We start from the raw sequence: 15,807 nt of genomic DNA on the forward strand, positions 1-15,807 counted from the left end.
AAAGTTAAGTGTTGATCTTTGGTTCAAAAAGAAATTGCTTGGCTTGTGATTTGATCACTTCAAACGTTTCGCTGTTCAGTTTTCAAAGAACATCTAAATAATCAACTTTTAAATAATAACCGATTGGCAACGTAATGTCAATACTTTAAATCAAAGCCGCAAACAAGAAAATCCAAAAAATAATTTACCAATAAATCATTATTTACTATATCACTTTTATAATAAGTAATACAAGATAAAATAATTGGAAACCACCCTAACCAGAGGATGGTTTCCGCAGATAATCTATTCACCCGCGCGTTCACGCATTAACGGGAACAGCAATACGTCGCGAATCGAAGGCGAATCTGTCAACAACATAACCAAACGGTCAATCCCGATGCCCAGACCACCCGTTGGCGGCATGCCATATTCGAGCGCTTCTACGAAATCTTCGTCCATTTCGTGGGCTTCATCATTACCCGCTGCTCTTTCCAGCAATTGCGCTTCAAATCTTTGCCGCTGGTCAATCGGGTCATTCAATTCGGTAAATGCATTGGCGTGTTCACGAGCCACAATAAACAACTCAAAACGGTCCGTAAAACGAGGATCTTGCTCATTTTTCTTCGCCAATGGAGAAATGGCTACCGGATGACCATAGACAAAAGTCGGTTGAATCAACGTCTCTTCAATTTTTTGTTCGAAAAATTCATTGACGACATGCCCGAAAGTATGATGAGGTTCAACGGTCACCCCGTGTTCCTTGGCGATCGCACGCGCTTCCTCATCGCTCATTTCCTTCCAAAAGTCAACCCCAACATGTTCTTTAATCAAATCAACCATGTGTACGCGGCGCCATTTTGGCGTCAAATCCACTTCATGACCTTGATATTGAATTTTGGTTGTTCCCAATACCTCTTGCGCGACATGGGCAATCATTTCTTCTGTCAACTTCATAATATCCTGAAAGTCAGCGTACGCTTCATACAATTCAATCATTGTAAATTCTGGATTGTGGCGTGTAGAAATCCCTTCATTTCGATACACACGGCCGATCTCATACACTTTTTCCAAACCGCCGACAATCAGCCGTTTGAGATGAAGCTCAATGGCAATCCGCATGAACAACTGCATGTCCAGCGCGTTGTGGTGAGTAATAAACGGCCGGGCAGCAGCTCCACCTGCAATCGCATGCAAAGTCGGCGTTTCCACTTCCAGATACCCCAGGCTGTCCAAATAGCGGCGCATGGAAGTCAGGATGCGGCTCCGGGTAATGAATGTATCCCGTACTTCCGGATTGACAATGAGATCAACGTATCGTTTGCGATAGCGGAGTTCTACATCTTTTAAGCCATGGTATTTATCCGGAAGCGGCCGGAGCGACTTGGTCAAAAAGGTAAACTCGCTTACCTTGACACTCAATTCGCCGGTCTTGGTGCGGAAGACTACGCCCGATACCCCAATGATGTCGCCAATATCGGCAAGGGTAAACACTTTGTATGCTTCTTCGCCGACGGTATCTTTGCGCACGTAGATTTGAATTTGCCCCGAACGATCAAGCAAATGGGCAAAGCTGGCTTTTCCCATTTCCCGCTTGGTCATCAGACGACCGGCCAATGTAACGTGATGTTCGTTGGCTTCCAAGTCCTCTTTGCTGCTCTCCCCATAAAGGTCAAACAGATCCTGCGCATGATGCGTCTGTTCGAATTTCTTTCCAAATGGATCAATTCCACTTTCGCGGAGCTGCTCCAATTTGTCTCTTCTCACCTGCAAAAGTTGGTGCAGTTCCTGCTGTTGTTCCTCTTGCTGCAAATCATCTTCTCGTTCCATGTCCAATTCACTCCTTGTTACATAAACGCCTTGCTACCATTATACCAATAATGATTGGCGTACCTGCAATTTTCAGGTACGCCAACGCAAACCATTATAAACTGATTTCCAGAATTTCGTATTGGATAACGCCTGCCGGAACTTGCACGTCAACAATCGAGCCTTTGGACTTACCCAACAGCGCTTGACCAACCGGCGACTCATTGGAAATCTTGTTATTCATTGGATCGGACTCGGCAGAACCAACGATTGTATATTCAACAATATCTCCGAACTCCAGATCTTTCAAACGAACGGTAGAGCCTACACTAACAACCCCTGTATCGACGTCTTCATTGGTGATGATGCGAGCATTGCGAAGCATTTTTTCCAAAGTCAGGATTCGTCCTTCAATGAATGCCTGTTCATTTTTGGCTTCTTCGTACTCGGAGTTTTCGCTGATATCCCCATAGCTGATCGCTTCTTTAATGCGCGCTGCCACTTCTTTGCGTTTAACCGTTTTCAAGTCTTCTAATTCTTGCTCTAACTTGGCCAAACCTTCAGGTGTTAAAATAACTTCTTTTTCTGACATCGTTTAATTCCCCCGTTTAAATAATTTCCTAATCCCTGTATAAATACTAAGGATTATATGTAGGTGCCCTATTTGATATACAAAACAGGACCTTTTTCGCAAGGGTCAAGGGTCATAGGTAAAGCTGCCGGGCATTGAACCGGCAGCTTGAATTACGATAATACGTGGTATTATAGGATATGAAGGAAACCTTGTCAATGTTTGGGTCGGTTGATCGCCCCGCCCCTCGCCTTAATAGGCAACCGATTGTTGCACCGGCTCCGCTTCGTACTCGGAGTCATCGGCTCCGCTCTCCAGCCATTCAACATAATCATTCAGGATTCGACGCAACTCTTCCTCTGTTTCCACGGCATTAATCAGGTTTTTGGTATGCGTCGATCCTTTGAGCCCTTTCAGATACCACGCGGCATGTTTGCGCATCTCCAAAACACCTACGCGCGGCCCTTTCAAGTGAATCAATCGTTCCGCGTGAAGCAGGCAAATCTCAACTTTTTCGCGTGCCGTTGGTTCCGGAGGAAGTTCACCTTTGGTCAAATACTGAACCGTGCGATACAACATCCACGGATTGCCCAAGGCAGCGCGCCCGATCATAACTCCATCGCAACCGGTCAAATCCAGCATCCGGCGAGCATCTTCCGGTGTGGCCACATCACCATTGCCAATAACCGGGATGCTGACCGCTTCTTTTACACGGCGCACCCATTCCCAGTCAGCCTTTCCTTTGTACATTTGAACCCGAGTGCGTCCATGAACCGCGATCGCTTGCCCACCGGCGCGTTCCACCGCTCTGGCGTTCTCAATGGCATACAAATGCTCCTCATCCCAGCCAATGCGCATTTTTACCGTAACTGGTTTGTCGACCGCATCCACGACAGCAGACACCACTTCATAAATTTTATTAGGATCAAGCAACAAACGGGCGCCAGCATCGCAGCTTGTGATCTTTGGAACCGGGCAACCCATATTAATATCGATGATGTCGGCATTTGTATGCTTATCGACATATTTCGCTGCTTCCACCAATGTTTCCCGATCTCCGCCGAAAATTTGCAGGCTCAATGGTTTTTCCCGCTCGTCAACAAACAGCATGTCGATCGTTTTTTTGTTTCCATTCACAATCCCTTTATCGCTCACCATTTCTGCGCAAACTAAACCAGTGCCAAACTCTTTGGCGATCAGCCGGAAAGCAGGATTGCATACGCCGGCCATCGGAGCCAGCACAACGTTATTCTTCAATTCAATATTACCTATTTTCATATAGAAAACCCTCCTTTTCAGGGTAGATCAATTTGCAGGTCAACACAAAAAACCTTTGGTCAAAAACAAAAGGCTACTTATTATTTATAGCACATAATTCCTCAAAATCGACCTGTAAAGTATTGGCGATCCTGCGCAATACTACTTCGGTCGGCCGGCGTGTCCCCCGCTCCAGTGAACCGACAAAAGACAGAGAAACCCCCATTTTCTCGGCGAGTGATTGCTGCGTATAACCTTTTAATTTGCGGAAGGATCGAATCCGGTTTCCCAGGCGATTGTTCCCCATTTCTTTACCCCCCTCGCATCCACAGCTGAAACTAAACATTGATCAATCGTTTTCCCAATGACCGGTAAAGGTTTGGCTTGCGGCCAAATGTCCGCCAACGGGATCAATACAAAAGCGCGCTCAGCCATTGCGGGATGGGGAATTTGCAAGGCCGGCGTATCAACCCGCTGATCGCCGTATAACAAAATATCGAGATCAATCGTTCGAGGTCCCCAACGCACTGTCCTGACCCGTCCCAGTTGCTGTTCGATCGAGAGCACCTCGTCGAGCAACCGCTCCGGCGTAAGCGTTGTCTGGACCGCTACCGCCATATTGAGGAAAGCTTCCTGCTCAACATATCCAACCGGGTCCGTTTCGTACACCGCGGAAATTCGCTGTAGCTCAATCTGCGGCACAGCTGCCAGCGCTTTTACCGCTTGAGAAAGAAGACGGTTCCGGTCGCCCATGTTCGAGCCAAGCGCCAGATATGCTTCCACGACTGTCATAAGCCACGTTCCTCTCTGCTGCGAACCATTTCGACCGCTACTGCCTCGTAATGCCCGTTAATTGGCGGATTAGGTTTCGTTACCTTGACCTTCACTTCCATAAATGCAAATTGGCTGAGCAGCTGTTCTGCTATACGCGAAGTCAGCGCCTCGATCAGCTTGTAGCGCTCTCCTTCGACGATCTGGCGAACAGATGTGAAAATATCGGCATAGTTGACGGTATCGCCAAGCTCATCACTCTGACCCGCTTTGGTCAAATCGAGCGACAGTTCCAGATCGACATAAAACCGCTGTCCCAACTGAGCTTCCGCTTCAAATACGCCATGATAGCCATAGAACTCCATTCGTTGAAAATAAATTTTATCCATGAACGGCCCCCCCTCTCAACATGGCATCCATCATGACAACCACCCGCTTGATTTCTTTGACATCGTGCACACGCATAATCCGACATCCTTTTGCTGCTCCCAATGCAACGGTTGCGGCTGTTCCCTCCAACCGTTCCGCAGGCGGCAGATCGAGAACTTGCCCAATCATGGACTTGCGCGAGGTGCCAAGCAATACGGGATAACCCAAAGCGACAATATCATCCAGGCGGCGCATCGTCTCCAAATTGTGCGCCAACGTTTTGGCAAAGCCGATGCCAGGATCAAGGATGATGTTTTCTTCGGCAACGCCTGCGTTTAGCGCAATGTCGACCGATTCCCGCAAGTCACGAACCAACTCGCTGAAAAAGTCCCGGTAGTCCATTTTGTCACGGTTATGCATCAAAATGATCGGGACATTCCATTTCGCTGCCACTTTGGCGATATCCGGTTCCCTTTTGGCTCCCCAAATATCGTTGATGATATGAGCGCCTGCGCGAATGGCTCGTTCCGCGACTTCCGCCTTGTATGTGTCAATAGAGAGCGGAACCTTGACTTCCCGGCTCAGCGCTTCGATTACAGGAATCACCCGTCTTAATTCTTCAGCAGCATCGACAGGGGCGTACCCGGGTCTGGTCGATTCCCCGCCCACATCGATAATATCGGCACCTGCTTCCACCAAAAGGCGGGCATGGGCCAAGGCATTTTCTACATTATTATAACGGCCCCCATCGGAAAAGGAGTCCGGGGTAACGTTCAATATCCCCATCACCAAAGTTCTCTGCCCCCAAGGGAGCTGATAGTCGCCACATTTTAAGAAACTCCGTTGCGACAGTTGTTGTTTTAACTGCAAAACTTGCCTGATTTCACTCGCTAGCCCCTGCAGCTCTGGTGTTTTGGTGAGTGTTTGCAAAATATGCGCGAGTTCCAATCGATCAATAACAAGCAAAAGGCTCGACTCATTGCTGTCGAGCATAGAATCTTGACGATATAGGGCAGCCTCGCCGCCTCGTTCTCGCAACGCCTGCTGCAATAGGCCGGTTAATTGTTCGGGAACATTTTCCACATGAATCAGCAGCCTGTCCGCCTTTGCCGTGAACGTATCCCTTTCCGCTTGACTGACAAAGCGAAACCTCTCCAAAAAGGGCTCATCTTGTGAGTGGGCGTGGATGAAATAAGGATTGTGTTTCATCGTTCCTCATCCTCTATTTAAATGTTGACGTTAGCATACCATAATTACCCACGCAATTCCAGATTGCGGCCCATCCACTTCGCCTAAGACAGCAAAGCAGAACCTGCCGCCTGACGGCAGTAAAAATGTGACACTACGCCAACCAGCCGCAACGGGAAGAATAGGTGTACAAGCAAAACATTCACTGGCGAAAGCGAGGGAAGATCATGTGGCGTATCTTGTTGCCCTGTTTGCTGATCGTTTGCCTGTTCCAGTCCCCGATCCAGGCAAACTCTATTGCGGAGCCGCAAGTCGCCTTTGTCCGCGACGGCAATCTCTGGATCAAACAAGGGGAAAGGGAGCAGCAGCTAACCGCTCAGCGGGGAATCTCCTATCCGCAATGGTCACATGACGGCAAATGGCTTGCCTATCACAAAAACAAAGAGCTCTGGGTCTATGGCCTGGCCAGCCGGAAACATGTTCGCATATACGCACAGGGCGAAAACTTCCAATGGTCGCCAAACCAAAATCTCCTTGCCTTTCAAGATGAGTCCATTCTCATGCTGGCGGATTTTCGCAAAGGCGGCCCACCACCTGTTCATCCCGTGGCACTAGGAATCGACAGTTTTTCCTGGACCCCGACCGGAACTGGCTTTCTGGCTAGTTCCAGCGCTCGTTTGCTGCCGGATGGCTGGACCAACCCGCTCATTTATCAAATCTCGGTCAACTCCACACCAGAGCAGCCCAAGCTTACCCGTTTTTATACATTGCCGCACGAAGTGACCAAGGGTGACGTCACGATTTTGTCGATCGGAGCCGGTCCGTTCAAATGGTCGGCTGATCAACGCTGGATCGCCTTTATCGTGAGTCCCACTGCCTCGTGGTCTGCAGACAGCAATCTGCTTTGTCTCTTGTCAGCGGACGGCAAAACCTTCCGGCCAGTCGGCGAAATGCTTCGCTACCCCGATTGGTTCAAGTGGAACCCCGACGATGCCGAACTGGCTTTTATCAAAGGCGGCGGCCGGATGGCCGACTCGAACAAACAGCTATCGATTGAAAAAGTACCGGATGGTTCGATCCACCCTGTTTCCTCTGCAAAATCCGCCGATGGCAACTTCACCTGGAGTTCGCCCCGGCAACTCGTTGTCTCCCGTTTTCTCGACCGAACAACCGCCGCTCTGTATATCGTTACCGTAGGGAGACAGGAGACAGCGAGACTTTTTACGCATCCACCAGCCGGAACCAGGGACGATTACCCTGTCTATTTGCCGCAGTCAAATCAAATCGGCTGGGTCCGCACCAGTCAAAACCAATCAACGGTGTTTTTGGCCAATCCGGACGTCGACACTCCCCGCCCCTATCTGTCCCAGCTTGATTTCCCCGACGAGTACTATGGTCACCGGGACTGGAGACAAGTATTGAGTTGGCGTTCGGCTGCTCCGCCGACAAAAACAAAGGCCCGGTAAGTGTCCGGACCTTTGTTTTGTATGGCTTTATACCAATACCGTGTCTTTACGATACGCTCGCAAAAAATTGCGCAACAATTGTTTTCCGTGTTCGGTAATAATCGATTCGGGATGAAATTGCACCCCTTCTACCGCATATGTGCGGTGACGAATCGCCATGATTTCTCCCTCTGCCGTACGGGCCGTTACTTCCAGCGCTTTTGGCATCGATTCTTCTTCCACAATCAACGAGTGATAACGGGCGGCAACAAATGGCGAGGGTATCCCGGAAAAAATCGTCTTCCCATCATGGTAAATCGGTGAGGTTTTCCCATGCATCAGCCTGTCTGATCGAACGATCCTTCCCCCAAACGCCTGTGCGATCGATTGATGCCCCAAACAAACACCCAAAATGGGGATTTTTCCGGCAAAATGTTGTATCAGTTCCAAACTGATGCCAGCTTCATTTGGCGTGCATGGACCGGGGGAAATGACCAAATAGTCGGGAGAAAGCCGCTCGATCTCCGCCAAGCTGATTTTATCATTGCGGAAAACCTGCAACTCTTCACCCAATTCGCCCAAAAACTGGACCAGATTGTAAGTAAACGAGTCATAGTTGTCAATCATCATAATCATATACATCTCTCCTCTGCTCTTCCTTCTGTTCTTCGCTCTGCTCGGTCTCGTCTGTCGCGTGAAAGCAACATTATTGGTATGATACCACATCATCCATTACGCCGTAAGCAATAATCTGAATTTTGCACATAAAAAAGGTCGAGCCACACTGTGACCCGACCCGTTTACCGGCAAATTGTTTTATTCATCAAATTGGTAAAGCGGCGTAGAGAGATAACGTTCCCCGTTGCTTGGGATAACGACCACTACTTTTTTGCCTTTGCCCAGACGTTTGGCAACTTGCTGCGCAGCATAGATCGCAGCTCCGGAAGAGATCCCCCCGAGGATACCTTCTTCACGAGCGACACGGCGTGCGGTATCAAACGCTTCCTCTGTTTTTACCTGGATAATCTCATCATAGATGTTTGTATCGAGAATATCCGGTACAAAACCGGCACCCAATCCTTGCAATTTGTGTGGACCCGGTTTTCCTCCGGAGAGGACTGGAGAATCTGCTGGTTCCACTGCGACAATTCGAATTTCAGGATAAGCTTCTTTCAATACCTGGCCAGCACCTGTAATCGTTCCGCCCGTGCCGATACCGGCCACAAACGCATCAATGCCGCCCAACTCTTTGCCTTGTTCCACCAGTTCTTTCCCTGTTGTCTCACGGTGTACCTGTGGGTTGGCCAAGTTTTTAAATTGCTGTGGCATGAAATAAGAAGGATTCTCTTTCACAATCTCCTCAGCTCTTCGGATTGCTCCAGCCATACCTTCCGGCCCTGGAGTCAACACCAATTCCGCTCCATACGCGCGAAGAAGATTGCGCCGCTCCATGCTCATTGTTTCCGGCATGACGAGAATCGCCCGATACCCTTTGGCCGCAGCGACCATTGCCAAACCAATTCCGGTGTTCCCGCTCGTTGGTTCGATAATCGTATCGCCCGGTTTAATTCTTCCTTCTTTTTCTGCCGCTTCAATCATGGCCAAGCCGATACGATCTTTTACACTGCTGCCAGGATTATAAAACTCGAGCTTCAGGTAAATATCTGCCGATTGATCATCAACAATCCTGTTTAATTTGACCAACGGCGTAGAACCAATTAATTCGATAATCGAATTTGCAACCCGCACAATTTTCCGCCTCCTATATAACCGAGTAATTCGCTCGGTTTTAACTCAATTATACCAAATTGATGAAAAAGCCGTCAACGACCTGTTTATTTTCGCCGTCAACGACCTGTTTATTTCGCCGCCTCCCGTTATAGCTGATCAATCAGCCCTTGCAGCTCTTCTTTTGAAAAATGATAACGTTCATTGCAAAAGTGGCAGTGCACCTCTGCCTCGCCCTGTTCTGCCTGCAGACTCGACAGTTCGTCTTTTCCCAAACTGACCAGCGCATTTTCCACCTTTTCTTTTGAACACGTACAACTGAAGTGAATCTCGGTTCGACTCAATACTTTGCAGTCATCCAACACTCTCTCCAAAATTTGCTCAGGCGTCAATCCTTCCCCGATCATCCGTGAGACTTGCGGCAATCCGGCAATCCGCTGCTCGATTTTTTCCACAACCTCCTCGGGCGTATTCGGCAGCAATTGCAGGATAAACCCGCCGGATGCCAATACAGAGCGGTCTCCCGGATTAACCAATACACCGACACCTACTGCGGACGGGGTTTGTTCGGATACGACAAAATAATAAGTGAAATCCTCGCCAATCTCCCCTGATACAATTGGCGAACTGCCCTGGTATGGCTCACGCATGCCCAAGTCCTTGACCACGATTAACGAACCGTTTGTTCCAACCGCTCGGGTCACATCCAGTTTGCCTTTGTCATTCAGCTCGAAATGCACTTGTGGATTTGTCACATAGGCGCGGCCCTCGCCATGCGCGTTTGCCTCGGCGACAATCTGGCCGATCGGACCGCCCCCGCGAATTTTCACGGAGAGACTTTCTTCCCCTTTTAGCATGGCACCCATCATCAGAGTGCAAGTCAACGTACGCCCCATCGCGGCAGTTGCCGTATTCCACATATCGTGACGGGCGCGAATCTCTTCTACAATATTGGTCGTACGGGCGGCAAATGCGCGTACGTGGCCGTCAAAGCCGATTGCTCTTATTAAATAATCGCTCATCAAGCGAATCCTCCCTTTGTTGGCATAATCATTGTATAGGTAGTGTACCACAACTGGAAAATCAAAAACGAATCTCGAAGTGCTTTCGCCAATGCTTTGGGCCACCCAAATAAAAAAACCCGCTCGAGCCAAGCGCGCGGGAACAGGTTTGCACACATTTATATCGATTTTTCGTTATAAGTAATCTTTTAACACTTTTGATGCCTTTTGCTTTCGCAGGCGGTCGATTGTCGTCGCTTCAATTTGCCGAATGCGCTCACGAGTTAATCCAAACATTTTGCCAACTTCCTCCAGCGTATAAGTCTCATCGTTATAGAGACCGTAACGCATGGCAATGATCTCTTGGGCGCGAGGATTCAAGTTTTCCAGGGCAGCCAGCATTTGGTCGCGCAGATCGCCCTTTTCAATGATATCCTCCAAGGAGGCTTCACCGTCGTCAACGATCTCCGCATAACTCAAGCATTCCTCATCCAGCCCCGGGAACCCGCCTTCGATTAACAGTTCCTCATCGATCGATTCCATCTTTAACATCAAGGCATATTCGATCGACTCGATCTTTTCCACTGGCAATTCCAGCAATTGCGCGATTTCTGCCCGATCGGGATAACGCTTCAGACAATTGGCTAATTGAAATACCTTCTTCTGGTACTGCCGAATCTGTTCGTGCATATGCACCGGAATCCGGATTAACGTCCCTTTGTCACTAATCGCTCGGGCAATCGACTGTGAAATCCACCAATGCGAATAATGGTATAAGCGGACACCGCGGTTTACATCGAACTTGTCGATAGCGGTAAACAGTCCAATCGTGCCTTCTTGAATCAGATCAAGAAAGGGCATTCCTTTTTTCAAATGGCGAAGAGCCGCACTCACGACATAACGTAAATAAGCGCGAACCAACTGTTCCCTGGCTTCCAGGTCTCCATTCTGTTGGTAGCGAATCAGACAATCCATTTCCTCGTTTTTGTCCAACATGGGTGTTGCAGCGACGCTTTCCAGAAACAAGAGAGCAGAAGTGTCAGACCTTAGCGACTTCGGAATGACAATCCCCAATTGTTTTTCAACTTCCCGCCAACGACGGGGGCAAGACCGGAAAGTGGAGTAACTCGCAGTCATGTGCAACCCTCACTTCTTTCAATGGATGTGCAGCCTTTCAGACTAATTTCGACATGACCCGGGTAGATTCCTTCCCGTTTACAGAATATTAACGGTAATTTACACAATTTATTCATGGAAGCGTCACCATTTATTTACAAAGGCAGACTTTGGGCAACACCATCAAATATGTCGATTTTTGTATAAATGGCCCGTTTATCTTTCCGGCAGCGCAATCGGCAACTCCGCTAGTCTCTGACCGTCGTCCTTGCCGCTCTCTTCAAACAAAACGAGGATTAGTGTCGAATTCGGTTCGGCCTTTTTTACCTGAAGCAAAAAATGAAACTCGCCCCACCCGGGCGCTGCTTTGTCCGCTTTCGCCGTTCCTTTTGCCAGTTCGTTGTGACCATCTTCCACAACATAATCGATCACTCCCTCAAAGACGCGAGCTTTCCCTTGAACCGCATATTTGTCTTCCCCGATTTTTTGAACTGTCACGTTTTGAAACAGCTCATTGCTGTATTCAGGAATGGGAACCGGCAGTCCATCCACCAAAACTGACTGTTGTGCGGGAGACGGTTCTACAGGTATAGAGGAAGAAGCGATATGGGGATTGGTCAACCATCCGGATAGCAAGACAAACCCGAGGCTCAAAACGGTCAGTTTCACCCTGTTTCCACCTTTCTGTGCAGTGTCTTGTCCAAAACTTGCATCAGCGCCGTTTTCTTTTTTCTTTACCAGTTTATGAATCTGCATTGTCTTCGATGCTTGCAACAACGAATCAGGCTAACCAACCGGGGAGGAAAATGAAAAAGCCTCCCTAGCAGGAGGCTTTGTTGCGTTGTTACCGGCAGCTTTATGAGCGGAAGGCCCGATTCAGTCGCTGCTTTCCAAGGTAAGGTTATATTGACCGTTGGTTTGTGCGTTCGTATGGTACTCGACCCGCCATTCTCCTTTGATCGGCGGCAACTCCAATTTTTCTGCATAAATTTGCCCGTTTGTTACCTTCCCCGACTTTATTAACCGATTGTTCGGATCGTACAGTTCAAAAGTCAGACTGCCTCCATCCAAATCGATTTCATGGGTAATCAGCAGTTTATCGTACCTCGTTTTATGGACATTGATGTCCCTGACGACATCTTTATATTTCTCCTCGTACTCCTCCGCAAGAAAAACACCGCCAACAGATCCATAGAAATGTTCTTTATAATAGAAGGAATAATAGACAATGCCTCCTAACACAACTAGACAAACCACGCTCAGCAAAATCGCCCACTTTTTTTTCATTGCGCCATCTCCGCCTTTCTATCTGCAGTGATTGTTCCATCCACTATGCGAATGATTCGTTTCGTATAACGGGCAACATTTTCATCATGGGTGATGACGATCAAGCATTTGCCTTCCTCATTGAGTTGGCACAGAAGCTCCATGAACTGGGCTCCATTTTTCTGGTCGAGTGCACCCGTCGGTTCGTCTGCAAGAATAATGTCTGTTTCAGCTACCATCGCCCTGGCAATGGCTACCCGCTGCTTTTGTCCCCCCGACAACAGAGAGACATTTTTCTTGAGCAGATCAGCAATACCAAGTTTTTGTAAGTAGTAAACAACTTTCTCCTTTTTGTCCTTCGCGCTCATTTTTCGTTTGAACAACGGAAGGGCAACGTTGTCATATACGCTGAAATTTTGCATCAGAGCAAAGTTTTGAAAGACAAAACTGATTGTTTTATTGCGAATTTTGCTTAACTGTTGATCGTTCAATTGATTGATGAGCTGACCATTGAGTCTGTATTCCCCTTCCGACGGAATATCCATGCAACCTATAATGTTTAGCAAAGTCGACTTCCCCGAACCGGATGGTCCCATAATAGAGACAAATTCGCCTTTCTCGATACAAAGATTGATATTGTTCAATGCCACGGTCGAATATTCGGCTTTTCCATATACTTTTTTAATATTATGCAATTCAATTAAGGCCATTTTAATCGCGACCTCCCACCAATGCGCTCAACTGAAGTTTTCTGATTTTCAGCAAAGGAATGAAAACGGAACATAAAATAACAACGGCCGATACAACGGCTATTTTTAAATACAAGGGCCAGGCAAAAATAGCAAGTCTGACATGGTGAACGGACGGATCGCCGGATCGTTCCGACAAATAATTCAGCGTTACGCCCAACACAGCTGATAGGAAGACAATCAGCCCAAGCTCAAACAAAATCAACAGCGAGATATCTCTCTTGGAAGCCCCGGTCACCATTCTCACGCCTAATTCGTGCTTTCTGGCATGAATCGAGGAAAGCGTCACGGATATAACGCCAATAATCGATATCACCAAGAAAAACATGCCGAGAAACAGAGTAAAGTCGCTTGTTTGTTTCCGGCTGTCTTTGTACGCTTGCAGTTCTTCCTCAACGGTAATCAGTTTGGGGTTAATGCCCAATTCCCTTCCTTTTTTTTTAATCGCTGTTGCCACCGAATGGTAATCGTTTGTTGAATCAAGCTGAACAAACGTATTGTGCAATCTTACTGCCACATCCATTGGCTCACTCTGTCTAATGAGCGGACAAAAAGGAGCAATAATAAAATTGTCGAGGTTATCAACCGGGTCCGTAATGTAATCGTTCCCGGACAGCCATTCGCTTCCTTGCGCAAGAACCCCGGCTACTTCGTAAACAATTTTTTGGTCATGGATGTTCATCTCAAACCGATCCCCGATGTTCATCACATTACGGTAATGATAGCCAACCAAAACCGGGATCACATCTTCGTTTCTTTTATGGAAATCTTCCTTATGCAGAGCTCTGCCTTTGATGACCTTCCATTTCGCATACTTGTATATATCATGATCCAAAAAAACAGCTTGGCTGGTGTCAAGCTCATTTTCGCGTCTGGTGCCGGCATAGTCTCTTTGATTTTGTTCAAGATAAGCCTGTTGATTCGGAAGATGTCCGGGGCGAATGGACGTTGTGTCAAAAGACCCGTAGCCGGTAACGCCGGGAATCGTTTTGATGTAGTCTTCCAACAGAGCAAATCGATCAGCAAACCATTCGGTATCCTCACCGTCTGAAACAACCAACCGCAACGTTGTCTTTTTATCAATTTCGGCTGTTGCAAAAAGCTTTTCCTCCTGATAATCGACCACATCCATGGAAATAAAGGCATGATTTATGACCCAAAACGAAAAGACCAACTGGGCGATCATCAGTAATACAGAGCCTTTTCTTTTCAGCATGGACGAAACTGAGATGGCAACATAGTTCATGTCATTTCCCCCTTAACCCCGGATCGCCTCAACAGGTTGGATCTTGATCGCCCTGATTGAAGGGACAGCTGTCGTCAAACAAGCTGTGACAAAGACGAATACGATCGCGACAACGAGTGTCGTCGGTGTAATTTCCACCGGATACTCAAGCCAGTTGGAAAGGAAACGGCTAATCATCAGCTGGAGCAAGAAACCGAAAACAACAGCAATCAGATTGATGATGCACATCTCCCCAAAAAGCATGAAAATGATATCAAAGTTACTGTAGCCAAACGCTTTTTTAATGCCGATTTCATATTTTCTTTCTTGAATCCAATAGGAAGTGAGGTTAATCGCATTCAAAATGGTTAAAGCGTAAACCATGAGAGAAATCGCGATCTCATCGCCTGCATGTGCCGTAATCATTCCGCCTGATCCCGGGGAAGGAGAAGTTTTATAAGTGACTCCCGGAAATAACCGTTTGGCATTTTGTTTAATCTGCTTTTCGTCGGGATAAGTATCTTTATATAAATTGTGGATGGTAAAACTGAGCGTATTCTTGCTTCGCCATTTGCTTTCGGCGATATGCGAAAGCGAAGTCGCCGGAATGACAATTTTGCTGTCGATCGCCTTCGTCATTTTCTCTCTTACGCCGATGATGCCAACCACTTGATAATCTTCATGGTCAAGGACAATGTATTCTTTGCCATTTTTCGTTACGAGATCATCCAATCTGCCTTGTCCGACAAGGGCTACTTTTTCTCCGTTGCGAATATCCTCTTCATTGATGTATCTTCCTCTGACCAAAGGGAAGCGCTGGTGGACCTGTTTCGTCCAATATTCCGGAATTACGCGAGACATGGAACCATTATGAAACATACTTACTTGCTCAAGGATAACCCCTGTCTGCTCCGATATTCCTGTGAAAATGGCAAAAACATCAGGTAGATTTGGAGTAGTCTGAAACGCGAAGTCAATCTTGGTCGCATTTTGCGGCGAATAATGAATTTGTTCTTGGAGCAGCAATTTGGCATGCTTGATGCTGGATATCCCTATCGAAATTAACAGGATCGAGATAGTCAGACCTGATATGATTAAAAGAGTCGTAACCGGATGTGCTTTAAACTGATTTTTTATTAAGCTGAAAGTCATGACAACCGTCTCCCTGAATTTTTTCCGTCGGTGATCGTTATAAAAACAGAAAATAAACCGGCTTTTTGAACCGGTTTATTTTTTATTTGAGCCTTTTGCAAAATTCACTTCTTGATTAGACGCGATAAATTCGAAGGAGCCCTTGCATGAAGAATTGTTATCAAAATGAAAGAAAATCAAG

At 47.3% G+C, this 15,807-nt stretch carries 17 protein-coding genes; 1 reads left to right on the plus strand and 16 read right to left on the minus strand.

The features are described from left to right. Positions 1-285: 285 nt before the first annotated feature. From lysS to folP, 7 genes are all read right to left on the minus strand, one after another. Positions 286-1,809, minus strand: a complete 1,524-nt coding sequence (gene lysS, locus JOD01_RS19220; RefSeq protein ID WP_204520091.1) for a lysine--tRNA ligase — start codon at positions 1,807-1,809, stop codon at positions 286-288. A gap of 94 nt (positions 1,810-1,903) precedes the next feature. Further along, positions 1,904-2,380 (minus strand): transcription elongation factor GreA, encoded by a 477-nt coding sequence (gene greA, locus JOD01_RS19225; protein WP_204520092.1) that lies wholly within the window; start codon positions 2,378-2,380, stop codon positions 1,904-1,906. A 231-nt stretch (positions 2,381-2,611) separates the two neighbouring features. Continuing rightward, complete coding sequence (dusB, locus tag JOD01_RS19230; protein ID WP_204520093.1) at positions 2,612-3,637, minus strand: tRNA dihydrouridine synthase DusB; 1,026 nt, start codon at positions 3,635-3,637, stop codon at positions 2,612-2,614. 73 nt (positions 3,638-3,710) lie between these two features. After that, positions 3,711-3,923 carry a helix-turn-helix domain-containing protein gene (locus JOD01_RS19235; protein ID WP_204520094.1) on the minus strand — a complete coding sequence of 71 codons (213 nt, stop codon included), beginning with the start codon at positions 3,921-3,923 and terminating at the stop codon, positions 3,711-3,713. After that, positions 3,875-4,408: a 2-amino-4-hydroxy-6-hydroxymethyldihydropteridine diphosphokinase gene (folK, locus tag JOD01_RS19240; RefSeq protein ID WP_204520095.1), complete on the minus strand. Its 534-nt coding sequence runs from the start codon at positions 4,406-4,408 to the stop codon at positions 3,875-3,877. Before folK ends, JOD01_RS19235 begins: the two co-directional genes overlap by 49 nt. Next, entirely contained in the window at positions 4,405-4,776 is a 372-nt protein-coding gene (gene folB, locus JOD01_RS19245) for a dihydroneopterin aldolase (RefSeq protein WP_204520096.1), read from the minus strand. Before folB ends, folK begins: the two co-directional genes overlap by 4 nt. Next, positions 4,769-5,608, minus strand: a complete 840-nt coding sequence (gene folP / locus JOD01_RS19250) for a dihydropteroate synthase (RefSeq protein WP_239565596.1) — start codon at positions 5,606-5,608, stop codon at positions 4,769-4,771. The genes folB and folP overlap by 8 nt, the downstream gene beginning before the upstream one ends. Before the next feature lie 563 nt (positions 5,609-6,171). Between folP and JOD01_RS19255 the strand changes: the two genes are divergently transcribed. Continuing rightward, a complete protein-coding gene (locus JOD01_RS19255; protein ID WP_204520098.1) occupies positions 6,172-7,410 on the plus strand; it encodes a TolB-like translocation protein in 1,239 nt (412 codons plus the stop codon). Between the two features lie 27 nt (positions 7,411-7,437). Here the strand turns inward: JOD01_RS19255 and pabA are convergent, their stop codons facing one another. The 9 genes from pabA to JOD01_RS19300 all read right to left on the minus strand — a co-directional run bounded on the left by pabA (position 7,438) and on the right by JOD01_RS19300 (position 15,626). Continuing rightward, on the minus strand, positions 7,438-8,025 hold the full coding sequence (gene pabA, locus JOD01_RS19260; protein WP_204520099.1) for an aminodeoxychorismate/anthranilate synthase component II: 588 nt from the start codon (positions 8,023-8,025) through the stop codon (positions 7,438-7,440). 180 nt (positions 8,026-8,205) lie between these two features. Further along, the gene (gene cysK, locus JOD01_RS19265) at positions 8,206-9,141 is read right to left on the minus strand and encodes a cysteine synthase A (RefSeq protein WP_204520107.1); all 936 of its coding nucleotides are present in this window, start codon (positions 9,139-9,141) and stop codon (positions 8,206-8,208) included. A gap of 125 nt (positions 9,142-9,266) precedes the next feature. Beyond that, positions 9,267-10,139 carry an Hsp33 family molecular chaperone HslO gene (gene hslO / locus JOD01_RS19270; RefSeq protein WP_204520100.1) on the minus strand — a complete coding sequence of 291 codons (873 nt, stop codon included), beginning with the start codon at positions 10,137-10,139 and terminating at the stop codon, positions 9,267-9,269. A 174-nt stretch (positions 10,140-10,313) separates the two neighbouring features. Continuing rightward, entirely contained in the window at positions 10,314-11,255 is a 942-nt protein-coding gene (locus tag JOD01_RS19275) for a sigma-70 family RNA polymerase sigma factor (protein ID WP_204520101.1), read from the minus strand. Positions 11,256-11,450: 195 nt separating this feature from the next. Further along, positions 11,451-11,903: a Gmad2 immunoglobulin-like domain-containing protein gene (locus tag JOD01_RS19280; RefSeq protein ID WP_338028582.1), complete on the minus strand. Its 453-nt coding sequence runs from the start codon at positions 11,901-11,903 to the stop codon at positions 11,451-11,453. Positions 11,904-12,110: 207 nt separating this feature from the next. Then, positions 12,111-12,521, minus strand: a complete 411-nt coding sequence (locus tag JOD01_RS19285; RefSeq protein ID WP_204520103.1) for a hypothetical protein — start codon at positions 12,519-12,521, stop codon at positions 12,111-12,113. Then, positions 12,518-13,210 carry an ABC transporter ATP-binding protein gene (locus JOD01_RS19290; RefSeq protein ID WP_204520104.1) on the minus strand — a complete coding sequence of 231 codons (693 nt, stop codon included), beginning with the start codon at positions 13,208-13,210 and terminating at the stop codon, positions 12,518-12,520. The genes JOD01_RS19285 and JOD01_RS19290 overlap by 4 nt, the downstream gene beginning before the upstream one ends. A 1-nt stretch (position 13,211) precedes the next feature. Beyond that, positions 13,212-14,495, minus strand: a complete 1,284-nt coding sequence (locus JOD01_RS19295) for an ABC transporter permease (RefSeq protein WP_204520105.1) — start codon at positions 14,493-14,495, stop codon at positions 13,212-13,214. A 12-nt stretch (positions 14,496-14,507) separates the two neighbouring features. Further along, positions 14,508-15,626, minus strand: coding sequence for an ABC transporter permease (locus tag JOD01_RS19300; RefSeq protein WP_204520106.1), 1,119 nt, complete (start codon positions 15,624-15,626; stop codon positions 14,508-14,510). Between the last annotated feature and the right edge of the window lie 181 nt (positions 15,627-15,807).

This window comes from Brevibacillus fulvus (genome assembly GCF_016908525.1).
GTDB lineage: Bacteria > Bacillota > Bacilli > Brevibacillales > Brevibacillaceae > Brevibacillus_G > Brevibacillus_G fulvus.